The sequence below is a fragment of the Streptomyces sp. V3I8 genome (genome assembly GCF_030817535.1).
Classification (GTDB): domain Bacteria; phylum Actinomycetota; class Actinomycetes; order Streptomycetales; family Streptomycetaceae; genus Streptomyces.
In genome coordinates this window covers 193940-210806 of the sequence record NZ_JAUSZL010000004.1, presented here as the reverse complement: position 1 = coordinate 210806, position 16867 = coordinate 193940, and the positions used below count along the sequence as shown (strand labels likewise).

Sequence of the window (16867 nt, the reverse complement as noted above, 5' to 3'; positions counted from 1 at the left end):
GATTCCTATCACGGCCCCCGGCCGCGGGCAAGGTTTTCCGCCGCACTCTGGGGCAGTGCCCGCACCCCGCCCGCGAACCCGAACTCCCCTTACATATAAGGGCCCACGGACCCGGGGTGCCGCCTAGGGGTGGCTAGGGGTGACGGCCCGCCTTTTACCTGCCGTACCGTGCGTTTGGGTGGTGACCCAGGTGCGGACCGCCTGCATGATTTTAATCGATAACGTGGAGTGTGCCTCGATGAGCGAGTCTGGGATTTTCCTTTCCGCCGGCGACGAGGACACGCCGGTGGACCGCTCGCGCATCACGCGCGAGCTGGCTGTACTTCCCATTTCCGAACAGCGCCGAATGCTGCTCGATCTGGTACGGGAACAGACCCGGATCATGCTCCGGAAAGTCCGCCCCGACGAGGACACCGACACCGGCGTCGACGTCGCGCGCCCCTTCAAGGAACTCGGCCTGGACTCACTGGGCCTGGTCGAGATGCACGCCCGCCTCAACGCCGCCACCGGCCTCGCGCTGCCGGTCACCGTCGCCTTCGAGCACCCCACCCCCGCCCTGCTCGCCGACCACCTGCGCGCCCAGGTCCTGGGCCTGGGCGAGGACCTGCCCGAACCCGAGGCGCCCGCCGCCGACGACGACGAGCCGATCGTCATCGTCGGCATCGGCTGCCGCTTCCCCGGCGACATCTCCTCCCCGACCGACCTGTGGCGCACCGTCACCGCCCAGCACAGCGTCGTCGGCGACTTCCCCGACAACCGCGGCTGGGACCTGGAAGGCATCTTCGACGAGGACCCCGACGCCCCCGGCCGCAGCTACGTCCGCAAGGGCGGCTTCCTCACCGGCGTCGCCGACTTCGACGCGGAGTTCTTCGGCATCAGCCCCCGCGAGGCCCTGGCCATGGACCCCCAGCAGCGCCTGCTGCTGGAGACCGCCTGGGAAGCCGTCGAACGCGCCGGCATCGACCCCACCTCCCTGCGCGGCAGCCGGGCCGGCGTGTTCATCGGCGCCGGCGCCCACGAGTACGGCGTGCGCTCCCACGAGGACTCCCAGGGCACCGACGGCTACCTCCTCACCGGCACCGCCCTGAGCATCGCCTCCGGCCGCGTCGCCTACGCCCTGGGCCTCGAAGGCCCCGCCCTGACCATCGACACCGCCTGCTCCTCCTCCCTGGTCGCCCTGCACCTGGCCGCCGAGTCCCTGCGCCGCGGCGAATGCACCCTGGCCCTGGCCGGCGGCGCCACCGTCATGGCCAGCCCCGCCACGTTCACCGAGTTCAGCCGCCAGCGCGGCCTGGCCCCCGACGGCCACTGCAAGGCCTTCGCCCGCGCCGCCGACGGCACCGGCTTCGCCGAAGGCGTCGGCGTCCTGGTCGTCGAACGCCTCAGCGACGCCCGCCGCAACGGCCACACCGTCCTGGCCGTCATCCGCGCCAGCGCCATCAACCAGGACGGCGCCTCCAACGGCCTCACCGCCCCCAACGGCGCCGCACAGCGCCGCCTCATCCGCCACACCCTGGCCCGCGCCGGCCTGGTCGCCGACCAGGTCGACGCCGTCGAGGCCCACGGCACCGGCACCACCCTGGGCGACCCCATCGAGGCCCAGGCCCTGGTCGCCACCTACGGCCAGAACCGCACCGAGGGACACCCGCTGTGGCTGGGCTCGGTCAAGTCCAACATCGGCCACACCCAGGCCGCCGCCGGCGTCGCCGGCATCATCAAGATGATCGAGGCGATGCGCCACGGCGTGCTGCCCCCCACCCTGCACGTCGACGAACCCTCCCCGAACGTCGACTGGTCGGCCGGCGAGGTACGCCTGCTCACCGAACCCGTCGACTGGCCCGCCAACGACACCCCCCGCCGCGCGGGCGTCTCCGCCTTCGGCGTCTCCGGCACCAACGCCCACGTCATCCTCGAAGAACCCCACCCCCAGGACGCCGCACCCCACCCCCAGCACATCACCCCCCACCCCCAGGACGGCACACCCCTGACCCCGGACGGCCCCGGCGCCTGCCTGGTGCCGCTGTCCGCCCGCACCGAACCGGCCCTGCGCGAACAGGCCGCCCGCCTCCTGGCCCTCCTGGACACCGACACGAGCATCACCCCCGCCGACCTCGGCCACGCCCTGGCCACCACCCGCGCCGCCCTCGAGGAACGCGCCGTCCTCATCGCCGCCGACCGCACCCAGCTCACCGAGGCCCTCACCGCCCTCACCGAAGCGGCCCCCAGCCCCCGCCTGCAGCGCGGCACCGCACACCACCACGCCCTGGCCTTCCTGTTCACCGGCCAGGGCAGCCAGCGCCTGAACATGGGCCGCGGCCTCTACGACACCTTCCCCGTCTTCGCCAAAGCCCTCGACCAGGCCGCCGGCTACCTCGACCTCCAGCTCGAACGCCCCCTGCGCGACATCCTGTTCGCCGAAGCAGGCACCCCCGAAGCCGCCCTGCTCGACGACACCGTCTTCGCCCAGGCCGCCCTCTTCGCCGTCGAGACCGCCCTGTTCCGGCTCCTGGAGTCCTGGGGCCTGCGCCCCGACTTCCTCGCCGGACACTCCATCGGCGAACTCACCGCCGCCCACGTCGCCGGCGTCCTGTCCCTCGACGACGCCGCCACCCTGGTCGCCGCCCGCGGCCGCCTCATGCAGGCCCTGCCCGCCGGCGGCGCCATGCTGGCCCTGCAGGCCACCGAGGACGAAGTACTGCCCCTGCTCGGCGAATCGGCGGGCCTCGCGGCCGTCAACGCCCCCGACGCCGTCGTCGTCTCCGGCACCACCGAGGCCGTCGACGCCCTCCAGGACCACTTCCGCGCCCTGGGCCGCAAGAACAGCCGGCTACGCGTCTCGCACGCCTTCCACTCCCCGCTGATGGAACCGATGCTCGACGAGTTCGAACGCATCGCGCAGATCCTCACCTACTGCGCCCCCACCATCCCCGTCGTCTCCAACGTCACCGGACGCCTGGCCACCGCCGAACAGCTGTGCTCCCCCCAGTACTGGGTCGACCACGTCCGCCGGGCGGTCCGCTTCGCCGACGGCATCCGCCACCTCGCCGACAGCGGCGTCACCACCTTCCTCGAACTGGGCCCCGACAGCGTCCTGAGCGCCCTGGCCCAGCAGACCCTCGACCACGACGAGGCCCTCTTCCTGCCCGCCCTGCGCCGCGGCCACGACGAGCAGACCACCCTGCTGACCGCGCTCGCCCGCGCCCACGCCCACGGCGCCCCCCTGGACGGCACCGCCCTCTTCGCCGACCACGACACCCGCCGCCTGGACCTGCCCACCTACGCCTTCCAGCACCGCCGCTACTGGCTGACCGCCCCGCCCGCCACCGGCGACGCCCCCGGACTGGGCCAGAGCGCCGTCGACCACCCGCTGCTGGCCGCCGCCGTCACCCTCGCCGGCGCCGACACCGCCGTCCTCACCGGACGCCTGTCCCTGCGCACCCAGCCCTGGCTCGCCGACCACGTCATCTCCGGCGTCACCCTGCTGCCCGGCACCGCCTTCGTCGAACTCGCCGTCCGCGCCGGCGACCAGGTCGACTGCGCCCTGCTGGAAGAACTCACCCTGCAGACCCCCCTCGTCCTGCCCGACGAGGGCGCCGTCGCCGTCCAGGTCGTCGTCGGCGCCGCCGACGAAACCGGACTGCGCCCCCTGGAGATCTTCTCCCGCCCCCAGGACGGCGACACCCCCTGGACCCGCCACGCCACCGGCCTCCTGGCCCGCACCGCCGCCACCCCCGCCCCACCCGCCGCCGACCTCGCCCCCTGGCCCCCCACCGGCGCCGAACCCCTCGACCTGACCACCCTCTACCCCGACATGGCCCGCGACGGCTACGGCTACGGCCCCGTCTTCCAAGCCGTACGCGCCGCCTGGCGCCACGACGGCGACGTCTACGCCGACGTCGCCCTGCCCCAGGACCAGCGCACCACCGCCGCCGCCTTCGCCCTGCACCCCGCCCTCCTCGACGCCGCCCTGCACACCGCCGACCACGCCTCCCCCCACACTCCCACCGACCAGGTACGCATCCCCTTCTCCTGGAACGGCGTCACCCTCCACGCCACCGGCGCCTGCGCCGTCCGCGTCCGCATCACCGCCACCGGCCCCGACACCCTCGCCCTGACCCTCACCGACCCGGCCGCAGCACCCGTCGCCGACATCGCCTCCCTCCTCCTGCGCCCCGTCTCCGCCGAACAACTGCGCGCCGCACGCACCGGCCACGGCGGCGCCCTGCACCACGTCACCTGGCGCCCCCTGGTCCCGGCCGCCGCCCCCACCGGCGAACCCACCCCCTGGGACGGCAGCCCCGAACAGCTCCACCAACTCGCCGCCGACGCCACCGGCGTCCCCGCCGCCGTCGTCCTGGACCTGCCCCACCCCCCGCCCGGCACCGACCTGCCCGCCCGCACACGCGCCACCACCGCCACCGCCCTGCACACCCTGCACACCTGGCTCGGCGACGAACGCCTCGCCGACAGCACCCTTTTGATCCGCACCCGCGGCGCCGTCGCCGTCACCCCCGGCGAAACACCCCAGCCCCACCTGGCCGCCGCCTGGGGACTGATCCGCTCCGCCCAGGCCGAGAACCCCGGACGCATCGTCCTGCTCGACACCGACACCCCGGCCCCCGACGCCGCCGTGGCCGCCGTCGTCCTGACCACCGGCGAACCCGAGACCGCCCTGCGCGGCGACGCCCTGCACATCCCGCGCCTGCTGCCCCACCCCGGCACCGACCCCGCCCCCCAGCCCTGGGACCCGGAGCGCACCGTACTGATCACCGGCGGCACCGGCGGCCTCGGCGGCCACCTCGCCCGCCACCTCGTCACCCACCACGGCGTACGCCACCTGCTGCTCACCAGCCGCCGCGGCCCCGACGCACCCGGCGCCCACGACCTCACCGCCCACCTCACCGCCGCCGGCGCCCACGTCCAGGTCACCGCCTGCGACGTCGCCGACCGCCAGGAACTGGCCGCACTCCTGGACAGCCTGCCCGCCGCCCACCCCCTCGGCGCCGTCGTGCACACCGCCGGCATCGTCGACGACGCCCTCACCGGCGCCCTCACCCCCGACCGCCTCGACGCCGTCCTGCGCCCCAAGGCCGACGCCGCCTGGCACCTGCACGAACTCACCCGCGACCTGAACCTGTCGGCCTTCGTCCTGTACTCCTCCATGGCCGGCCTCCTCGACGGCGCCGGCCAGGGCAACTACGCCGCCGCCAACGTCTTCCTCGACGCCCTCGCCCACCAGCGCCACGCCACCGGCCTGCCGGCCACCTCGATCACCTGGGGCCTGTGGACCGGCGACGCCGGCATGGGCGCCCACCTCGACGCCGCCGCCCTGCAACGCGCCCGCCGCCTGGGCATGGAAGGCCTCTCCGCCGCCGACAACCTCACCCTCTTCGACCAGGCCCTGGCCACCCACGCCCCCACCCTGGCCCCGCTGCGCATCGACGTCGACGCCCTGCGCGCCAGGAACGACGGCATCCCCGCCCTCCTGCAGGACCTGGTACGCGTACCCGCCCGCCGCACCGCCGCCCACACCACCGCCCCCCACGCCTCCCAGACCATCAGCCGCTGGGCCGGCCTGGACGACACCGAACTCACCCAGCACCTGCTGGACCTGGTCCGCGAACAGGTCGCCGACGTCCTGGGCCACGACTCCGCCGACGCCGTCAACGCCCAGCGCGCCTTCACCGACATGGGCTTCGACTCCCTGGGCGCCGTCGAACTGCGCAACCGCCTCAACTCCGCCACCGGCCTGCGCCTGAGCGCCACCCTCACCTTCGACTACCCCACCCCGCGCACCCTCGCCGACCACCTCGCCACCAAGGTCCGCAAACCCGTCGCCGACGCCCGCCCCGGCCGCCCCGCCGTCGTGGCCACCACCGACGAACCCCTCGCCATCGTCGCCATGGCCTGCCGCTACCCCGGCGACATCACCTCCCCCGAAGACCTCTGGCACACCGTCACCACCGGCACCGACGTCATCTCCCCCTTCCCCACCGACCGCGGCTGGGCCCGCGACCTCCACGACCCCCGGCCCGACGCCACGGGCAAGAGCTCCGCGGGCGAAGGCGGCTTCCTCCACGACGCCGCCCACTTCGACGCCGCGTTCTTCGGCATCAGCCCCCGCGAAGCCCAGGCCATGGACCCCCAGCAGCGCCTCCTCCTCGAAGTCGCCTGGGAGACCCTGGAACGCGCCGGCATCGACCCGCACAGCCTCAAGGGCAGCGACACCGGCGTCTTCGCCGGCGTCATGTACCACGACTGGGGCCTGCGCCTGGGCCCGCTGCCCGAGGACGTGGCCGGCTACCACGGCAACGGCAGCCTCGCCAGCGTCGTCTCCGGCCGCGTCGCCTACACCCTGGGCCTGGAAGGACCGGCCGTCTCCGTCGACACCGCCTGCTCCTCCTCCCTGGTCGCCCTGCACATGGCCGCCCAGGCCCTGCGCTCCGGCGAATGCTCCCTGGCCCTGGCCGGCGGCGTCACCGTCATGTCCACCCCGGACACCTTCATCGACATGAGCCGCCAGGGCGGACTGTCCGCCGACGGCCGCTGCAAGTCCTTCGGCGCCGACGCCGACGGCACCGGCTGGGGCGAAGGCGCCGGCCTGCTCCTGGTCGAACGCCTCTCCGACGCCCGCCGCAACAACCACCCCGTCCTCGCCCTCCTGCGCGGCAGCGCCGTCAACTCCGACGGCGCCTCCAACGGCCTCACCGCCCCCAACGGCCCCTCCCAGCAACGCGTCATCCGCCAGGCCCTGGCCACCGCCGGCCTGACCCCCGCCGACGTCGACGCCGTCGAGGGCCACGGCACCGGCACCACCCTCGGCGACCCCATCGAGGCCCAAGCCCTCCTTGCCACCTACGGCCAGGACCGCCCCGCCGACCAGCCCCTGTGGCTGGGCTCCATCAAATCCAACATGGGCCACACCCAGGCCGCCGCCGGCGTCGCCGGCATCATCAAGATGGTCATGGCCATGCGCCACGGACAGCTCCCCAAGACCCTGCACGCCGACGAACCCAGCCCCCAGGTCGACTGGAGCGAAGGAGCCGTCCGCCTCCTGACCGAGGCCCGCGACTGGCCCACCGCCCCCGACCCGCGCCCGCGCCGCGCCGGCATCTCCTCCTTCGGCATCAGCGGCACCAACGCCCACGTCATCGTCGAACAGGCCCCCACCACCGACCCCGCCACCCCGGCCACCGCCCCCGCCCCGCCCGCCGGCCGGCACACCAGCCCCCTCCTGCCCTGGGTGATCTCCGCCCGCACCCCACAGGCCCTGCACGCCCAGGCCACCCGCCTGCGCACCCACCTCGACACCCTCACCGACGACGAACTGCGCCCGGCCGGCCACGCCCTGGCCACCACCCGCGCCGCCCTCGAACACCGGGCCGTGGTCATCGGCGACGGACGCCACTCCCTGGCCCAGGCCCTGGACACCCTCAGCACCGAAACCCCCCTCACCGCCGCCGCCGTGGGCGAGGCCCACGACGGCCGCACCGCCGTCCTCTTCACCGGCCAGGGCAGCCAGCGCCTGTCCATGGGCCGCGAGCTGTACGAGGCGTTCCCGGTGTACGCGGCCGCTTTCGACGCGGTGTGCGAAGCGCTGCAGGGCCGGCTGGAGCGCCCGCTGCGGGAGGTGGTGTTCGGTGACGACGCCGATGCCCTCAACCGCACCGTGTTCGCGCAGGCCGCCCTGTTCGCCGTCGAAACCGCGCTGTTCCGTCTCCTCGAATCGTGGGGGGTACGCCCGGACTTCGTGGCCGGGCACTCCATCGGTGAGATCACCGCCGCCCACGTCGCAGGTGTTCTGTCGTTGGAGGATGCGGCGACGCTGGTGGCGGCGCGGGGCCGGCTGATGGACGCGCTGCCCTCCGGCGGCGCGATGCTCGCCGTCGAAGCCACCGAGGACGAGGTCCTGCCGCTGCTCAGCGGCGTGGTGGGGATCGCCGCGGTCAACGGGCCCACCTCTGTGGTGGTCTCCGGCGCCGAGGCCGACGTCGACACGGTTGACGAACACTTCCGTGCGCTGGGCCGCCGGGTGAGCCGGCTGCGGGTCTCGCACGCCTTCCACTCGCCGTTGATGGAGCCGATGCTCGACGAGTTCCGCACGGTGGCCACCTCGTTGACCTACACGCAGCCGAAGCTGGCCGTCGTGTCGAACGTGAGCGGCGTCCTGGCGACGGCCGGGCAGCTGACCGACCCCGAGTACTGGGTGAGTCATGTGCGTGAGGCGGTGCGCTTCGCGGACGCGGTGAAGACCCTGCACGGCGCGGGCGTGACCCGCTTCGTGGAGTGCGGCCCCGACGCCGTCCCTGACGGGCCTGGCCCGCCAGATTCTCGACGGCGTCGACGAGGTGACCTATCTGCCGGTGCTGCGCAAGGATCGGCCCGAGGACGTCACCACGCTCACCGCGCTGGGCGGGCTGTTCGCCTCCGGCGCAGTCGTGGACTGGGACGTCTTCTACGCCGGACACGGCGCCGAGCGCGTGGAGTTGCCCACGTACGCCTTCCAGCGTGAGCGCTACTGGCTGGACGTCCCGGCCGCCGGAGCCGGTGACATGGGCTCGGCCGGACTGGAGGGCATCACCCACCCGCTGCTGAGCGCCGTGGTCGTCTCACCCGACTCCGACGCGGTGGTTCTCACCGGCCGGCTGGCCCTGGACACCCACCCGTGGATCGCCGACCACGACGTCCTGGGCAGCCTCCTGCTGCCCGGCACCGGCTTCGTGGAACTGGCCGTCCGCGCCGGCGACCAGGTCGACTGCGGCGCCGTCGAGGAACTGACCCTGGAAGCCCCCCTGGTGCTGCCCGCCGACGGCGGCGTCGCCGTGCAGGTGGTGGTCGGCGCCCCCGACGGGACCGGTCTGCGACCGGTGGAGGTGTACTCGCGGGCCGAGACCGGCGACGCGCCGTGGACCCGGCACGCGGCAGGCCTGCTTGCCCGCAGCACGGCCGTTCCCGAGTTCGACCTCACCGCCTGGCCCCCGCCCGGCGCCCGGAGCCTGACCGTCGAGGGCGCCTACGAGCGGCTGGCCCAGCGCGGTTACGGCTACGGCCCCGTCTTCCAGGGCCTCAAGGCGGCCTGGCGGCGCGGCGACGACGTGTTCGCCGAGGTCGAACTGCCCGAGCAGTCCCAGGCCGAGGCCGCCCGCTTCGGCCTGCACCCGGCCCTCCTGGACACGGCCATGCACGTCGACCTCCTGCTGGACGGCACGGAGGAGGACGAGGGCGAGACCCTGCTGCCCTTCTCCTGGAACGGGGTCACACTGCACGCGGCCGGCGCCGGCGCCCTGCGCGTCCACATCCGCCGCGTACGCGGCGAGGAGGTCTCCGCCATCGGCGTCGCCGACGCCACCGGCCGGCTCGTCGCGACCGTCGACTCCCTCGTCTCCCGGCCGGTTTCGGCCGAACAGCTGGAACAGGCGACCGCCGCCGCATCGGAGCGGTCACTGTGGCAGCTCGCCTGGAAACCGGCGGACGGCGAGACCTCCGGCACCCACACGCTGCCCTACTGGGACGACGTGCAGGATGCGCAGAGTCTGCCTGCCGTTGTGGTGTGGGAGGTGCCGCGCACGGAGGGCTCGGTCTTGGAGCGGACCCGGTCGGTGACTGGTGCCGTGCTGGAGCGGGTGCGGCAGTGGCTGGAGGATTCGCGTGCGGGTTCCTCGCGGCTGGTGGTGGTGACCCGCAACGCGGTCAGCATCCCCACCGACACCAGCACCGGCACGGCTACTGCTGACGCTGCTGCTGCTGCTGCCGATGTTGATGTGGCGGTGGCGGGTGTGTGGGGTGTGCTGCGGGCCGCAGCTGCGGAGAACCCGGGCCGCTTCACCGTCGTGGACCTCGACGCCGGTGCGGACGTCGCTGTCGCGTCTGCCGCCGTGCAGGCGGGGGAGAGCGAACTGGCGGTCCGCGCAAGCCGGGTGCTGCTGCCCCGGCTGGTACGTGCTCTGGCTCCAAAGGAACCACTCCTTCCGGACATGATCGACACGATCGACACGGCGGACGTACCGGATGCGGCTGGTGTGGGGTGGGGTTCGGGGACGGTGCTGGTGACCGGTGGTACCGGTGGTCTGGGTGCGTTGGTGGCCCGGCATCTGGTGCGTGAGCGCGGGGTGCAGGATCTGCTGCTGACCAGCCGGCGCGGCCTCGAAGCGGCCGGTGCAAGTGACCTGGTGGCGGAGCTGGAAGGACTGGGGGCGCGGGTGCGGGTGGCCGCGTGTGATGTGGCCGACCGTGGTGCGCTGGCCCGTCTCCTGGCCGGCATCGACCCGCAGTACCCGCTGTCGGGTGTGGTGCATGCGGCCGGTGTGATGGACAACGCCCTGGTGCAGGATGTGGACCGGGAGCGTCTGGAGCGGGTGCTGGCGCCCAAGGCGGACGCGGCCTGGCATCTGCACGAGCTGACCGCGCACCTGGAGTTGTCGGCGTTCGTGCTGTTCTCCTCCGCGGGCGGCATGGTGCTGGCCGCGGGGCAGGCCAACTACGCGGCTGCCAACACGTTCCTGGACGCGCTGGCCGCCCACCGTCACCACCTGGGCCTGCCCGCGACCTCCCTGGCCTGGGGTCTGTGGGCGTATGACACGGGGCTGGGGGGTGTGTCCTCGCAGGCGGACGCGGAGACGCGGATGGCGCGGCTGGGCCTGCCCGCCCTGCCGGTCGAGGAGGCGCTGGGTCTGCTGGATGGCGCCGTGGACCGGCCCGGGCAGCCGTTGTTGATCCCGCTGCGGATCGACACCACCGCACTGGCCGCACGGGGCGAGGAACTGCCCGCCCTCCTCAAGGGCCTGGCCCGGGGCACCACCCGCAGGAGCGCCCGCCCCGCCGACGCCGCCGAGGCGAACGCCCTGGCCCAGCGGCTGGCCCCGCTCGACGAGGGACAGCGCGAACGCCTGCTGCTGGACCTGGTCCGCAAGCACGTCGCCACAGTGCTCGGCCACTCCACCATCGACGCGGTCGAAGCCGACCGGGCCTTCAAGGACCTCGGCTTCGACTCCCTGGCCGCCGTCGAACTGCGCAACGCACTCGGCGCCGCGGCAGGCGTACGCCTGCCCGCCACCCTCGTCTTCGACTACCCCACGGCACGGGCCGCCGCCGGATACCTCAAGAGCCGTATCACCCCCGCCGAACCCCTGCCCGCCGCAGCCGCCCCGGCCCCGGCGGCGGACACCGACGAGCCGATCGCCGTCGTGGGCATCAGCTGCCGCTTCCCCGGCGGACTGCGCTCCGCCGAGGACGTGTGGCAGATGGTCGCCGACGGACGCGACGTCGTCTCCGGCTTCCCCGACGACCGCGGCTGGCCGCTGGAGAGCCTCTACAACCCCGAACCGGGCGTCGCCGGCCACACCTACACCCGCCACGGCGGCTTCCTGCACGACGCGACCGAGTTCGACCCCGAGTTCTTCGGCATCATGCCGCGCGAGGCGATGGCCATGGACCCCCAGCAGCGCCTGCTGCTCCAGGGCGCCTGGGAGGCCTTCGAACGCGCAGGCATCGACCCGCAGTCCGTGCGCGGCAGCCGCACCGGCGTCTACGCGGGCGTCATGTACCACGACTACCGCAGCAGGCTCCCCGAGGTCCCCGAGGACCTGACCGGCTACATCGGCAACGGCAGCGCCGCCAGCATCGCCTCCGGCCGCGTCGCCTACACCCTGGGCCTGGAGGGCCCGGCCGTCACCGTCGACACCGCCTGCTCCTCCTCGCTGGTCGCCCTGCACATGGCCTGCCAGGCCCTGCGCCAGGGCGAGATCACCATGGCGCTGGCCGGCGGCGTCACCGTGATGGCGACCCCGGAACTGTTCATCGACTTCAGCCAGCAGCGCGGACTGTCCGCGGACGGCCGCTGCAAGGCCTTCGCCTCCTCCGCCGACGGCACCGGCTGGTCCGAGGGCATCGGCCTGCTGCTGGTGGAGCGCCTCTCCGACGCCCGCCGCAACAACCACCCCGTCCTGGCCGTCATCCGCGGCAGCGCCATCAACCAGGACGGCGCCTCCAACGGCCTCACCGCCCCCAACGGCCCCTCCCAGCAGCGCGTCATCCGCCAGGCCCTGGAGGTCTCCGGTCTGAGCGCGGCCGACATCGACCTCGTCGAGGGACACGGCACCGGCACCCGCCTCGGCGATCCCATCGAGGCCCAGGCACTCCTGGCCACCTACGGCCAGGACCGCCCCGCGGACGAACCGCTGTGGCTGGGCTCCATCAAGTCCAACATGGGCCACGCCCAGGCCGCGGCCGGCGTCAGCGGCGTCATCAAGGCCATCATGGCGCTGCGCCACCAGGCCATGCCGCGCACCCTGCACGTGGACGAGCCCTCACCGCAGGTCGACTGGTCGGACGGCAACGTACGCCTGCTGACCGAGCAGCGCCCGTGGCCGCGCTCCGAGCGGCCGCGCCGCGCCGGTGTCTCCTCCTTCGGCCTCAGCGGCACCAACGCCCACATGATCATCGAGGAGGCCCCGGCCCCCGAGCCTGTCCCCGAGTCCGCTCCCGAGTCCGCTTCCGGGCCGGCCGCCGGACCGGGAGCGCCGCAGCCGGCGCCGCTGCCCGCGCTGCCGCTGCCGCTGCTGCTGAGCGCCCGCAGCGCCTCCGGTCTGCTCCGGCAGGCCCAGGAGCTGACGTCCTGGCTGGCGGCGGATGCCGGACGCACCCTGCTGGACACCGCGTTCTCCCTGGCGACGACCCGCTCCGCACTCGAGCACCGGGCCGTCGTGCTCGCCGCCGACCGGGCCGGCGCGCTCGAGGCGCTCGAAGCGCTCGCCGGACAGCGCGAACACCCCGCCGCCGTCACCGGCACCACCGCCCCCGGCGCCCCGCTGGCCTTCCTCTTCTCCGGCCAGGGCACCCAGCGCCCCGGCATGGGCAGCGGCCTGTACGCCGCGTTCCCGGCCTTCGCCGCCGCCCTCGACGCCGTGTGCGAGCACCTGGACCCGCACCTGCCGCGCCCGCTGCGCGAAGTGATGTTCACCCCCGACGCCCCCGACACCACGGGCACGGCCGACGGCACGGGCACGGCCGCGGGCACCCGTGAGCTGGACCGGACCCTCTACACGCAAAGCGCCCTGTTCGCCTTCGAAGTGGCCCTGTACCGGCTGCTGGAGTCGTGGGGCACGGTCCCCGACGTCCTGATGGGCCACTCGGTGGGCGAACTGGCCGCCGCCCACGTGGCCGGCGTCCTGTCCCTCGCCGACGCCGCCACCCTGGTCGCCGCCCGCGGCCGCCTCATGCAGGCCCTGCCGGCCGGCGGGACCATGATGGCGCTGCAGGCCACCGAGGAGGAGGTGCTGCCGCTGCTGGACGCGCACAGCGGCATCGCCGCCCTCAACAGCCCCACCTCCGTGGTCGTCTCCGGCGACGAGGACGCCGTCCTGGCCCTGGCCGCCCACTTCGCCCGGCTGGGCCGCAAGACCACCCGGCTGCGGGTCTCGCACGCCTTCCACTCCCCGCTGATGGAACCGATGCTCCAGGAGTTCCGGCAGATCGCCGACAGCCTCACCTACCGCGCCCCGGCCCTGCGGATCGTCTCCAACGTCACCGGCCGCGAGGCCCGCCCCGAGGAACTGGCCTGCGCCGACTACTGGGTGCGCCACGTCCGCCAGGCCGTGCGCTTCGCCGACGGCGTCCGCACCCTGGAGGCCGACGGCGTCACCCGCTACCTCGAGATCGGCCCCGACGGCGTCCTGAGCGCCCTGGCCGCCGCCTGCCTCGACGCGCAGGACCACGCCGTCCTGCCCGCCCTGCGCAAGGACACCCCCGAACCGCAGTCCCTGCTGGGCGCCCTGGCCCGCCTGCACGTGCACGGCGCGGGCCCCCGCTGGGCGGCCCTGTTCGCCGGCCGCGGCGCGCAGCGCCTGGACCTGCCCACCTACCCCTTCGAAAAGCGCCGCTACTGGCTGGACGCGATCCCCGCGGCCGGCTCCGGCTCCGCCGAGGACATCGGCCAGCAGCCCGCCGCGCACCCCCTGCTGAGCGCCGTCGTCGTCTCCCCGGAGTCCGGCGGAGTGGTGCTCACCGGCCGGCTCGCCATGGACACCCAGCGCTGGCTGGCCGACCACAACGTGCTCGGCACCCTGCTGCTGCCCGGCACCGGCTACGTCGAACTGGCCCTGCGCGCGGGCGAGGAGGTCGGCTGCGACCTCGTGGAGGAACTCACCATCGAGGCGATCATGCCGCTGACGGCCACCGGCGGCACCGCCGTGCAGGTGCTCGTCGGCGCCGCGGACGCCGAGCGACGACGCTCCCTGGCGGTGTACTCACGGGCCGAGAACGCCCCCGACCACGTCGGCTGGACCCGGCACGTCTCCGGATTCCTCGCCCCCTCCGACCCCCTGGCCACGGCGCCCGCCCCCCTGGGCACCGCCGCCTGGCCGCCGCCCGGCGCCGAACAGGTCGACATCAGCGACGTCTACGACTACCTCACCAGCCAGGGCTACTACTACGGCCCCACCTTCCGCGGCCTCAAGGCCGTCTGGCGCCACGGCGAGGACGTCTACGCCGAGGTCGCCCTGCCCGAGGAGGCACGCCAGGAGGCCGCCGGCTACCGGGTGCACCCCGCGCTGCTGGACGCGGCCCTGAGCGCCACCGACTTCCTGGGCGGCTACCGGCCCCAGGACGTCGGCGCCTCCCACCTGCCGTTCGCCTGGACCGGTGTCTCCCTGCACGCCGGGGGAGCGGCCCGCATGCGCGTCAAACTCAACTCGATCGGCCCGGACGCCGTACGCCTGGAACTCGCGGACGCCACCGGCCTGCCGGTGGCCACCGTGGAGTCCCTCGTGGTGCGCGCCGTCACCCCGGACCGGGTGGCCGCCGCGGCCGCCGCCTCCACCGGCACCCAGCAGCGCGAGGCCCTGCACCGGGTCGGCTGGAGCCACCTCCCGCTGGGCACCGCGGGCGCCACCGCCGCGGGCGACTGGGCCGTCCTGGGCGGCACCCCGGCCGACGCCGGAGTACCCGAGGACGTCCCCGTCCACACCGGCCCCGCCGCCTTCACCGCGGCCCTGGACGCCGGCGCCCCCGCACCCGAACTGGTGCTGTACCCCGTGCCCCGGGCCACCGGCGACACCCCGGCGGCCGTCCGCACCGTACTGGAGGAGCTGCTCGAGGTCCTGCGGACCTGGACGGCCGACACCCGCCTGGCCGACACCCGCCTGATGGTCGTCACCCGCGGCGCCGTCGTCGTCGACACCGACACCGCCACCGGTGCCGGGGAGAGCGTCGATGTCGTCCAGGCCCCCGTATGGGGACTGGTGCGCTCCGCCCAGCAGGAGATGCCCGGCCGCATCCTGCTCGCCGACCTCGGCGAGGACAGCCGCATCACCGCACCGCTCGCGGCCCTGGGCGAACCCGAGTTCGCCGTGCGCGGCAGCGACGTCCGCGTCCCGCGCCTGACCGGCATCCCCCTCGACGACACCGAGCGGCCCGCCCCCTGGGACCCGGCCGGCACCGTCCTGATCACCGGCGGCACCAGCGGCCTGGGCGCACTGCTGGCCCGCCACCTGGTCACCGAGCACGGCGTACGCCACCTGCTCCTGACCAGCCGCCGCGGGGAGCAGGCCCCCGGCGCCCGCGAACTGCTCACCGAACTCGCCGCACTGGGCGCCCAGGCCACCGCCGTCGCCTGCGACGTGGCCGACCGCACCGCCCTGGCCGACCTCCTCACCGCCATCCCCGCCGACCGCCCGCTGCGCGCGGTCGTGCACGCCGCGGGCGTCATGGACAACGCCCTGCTCGCCGCCCTCACCCCGGCCCAGCTGGAAGCCGTCCTGCGGCCCAAGGTCGACGCGGCATGGAACCTGCACGAACTCACCCACGACCTCGACCTGACCGCGTTCGTCCTGCTGTCCTCGTGCGCCGGACTCCTCGTCGGCGTCGGCCAGGGCAACTACGGGGCGGCCAACCGCTTCGTCGACGCCCTGGCCCTGCACCGCAGGCACAGCGGACTGCCCGCCACCGCACTGCCCTTCGGCCTGTGGGAGGCCAGGACCGGCCTGGGCGGCGGCGTCACCGACGCCGACCTGCACCGCATGGACCGCCTGGGCATGCCCGCCCTGACCACCGAACAGGGACTGGCCCTCTTCGACGAGGCCCTGGCCCTCGACGAAGCCCTGCTGGTCCCCATCCGCATCCAGGCCGACGCCCTCGCCCAGGCCGCCGACGAGGAACTCTCGCCGCTGTTCCGCGAGATCGTCCGCACCGCCCGCCGCGACGCCGCCAGGCCCACCCCCACCCCCGCCCGCACCGCACCGCCCACCCCCGCCACCACGGCCGCCACCGGCGCGGGCACCCTGGAGGAACGCCTCGCCCCGCTGAGCCACACCGAACGCGAACGCACCCTCAGCGACGTGGTGCGCACCCACGTGGCCGCCGTACGCCACGACGACCCGCAGTCGATCGACATCACCAAGGGCTTCACCGAACTGGGCCTGGACTCCCTGGCCGCCATCGAACTGCGCAACCGGCTGCAGAGCGCGACAGGACTGCGCCTGCCCGCCACCTTGATGTTCGACTACCCCAACCCGGCCGCCCTGGCCGTGTTCCTGCTGGAAGAACTGGCCCCCGGCCTGCCGGACGCCGGCGAACAGGACACCACCGCCTCCACCGGCACGGCGGACGAGGCAGCCGTCCGCGGCGCCCTGCAGTCCCTGTCCCTGGCCGACCTCCGCGAGGCCGGCCTGCTGGACGCCCTGCTCACCCTCGCCACCGCCGCCCGGGACACCGACACCTCCCCCCACGCGGCACCCGGCGAAGCACCCGAGGACCGCAGCGACGCCATCAAGAGCATGGCGGTCGAAGACCTGGTCCGCGCCGCCCTGTCCGCCGACGAAACCAACTGAGTGCCGTCTGCCGGCCCCACCGACCGAGAGGCTTACCTTCACCG

Annotated in this window: 1 pseudogene; it reads left to right on the top strand. The window is 74.3% G+C overall.

From position 1 onward, the window contains the following. The first annotated feature begins 205 nt into the window (after positions 1-205). Positions 206-16823, top strand: a pseudogene (locus tag QFZ75_RS41320) (type I polyketide synthase). The last annotated feature ends 44 nt before the right edge of the window (positions 16824-16867 follow it).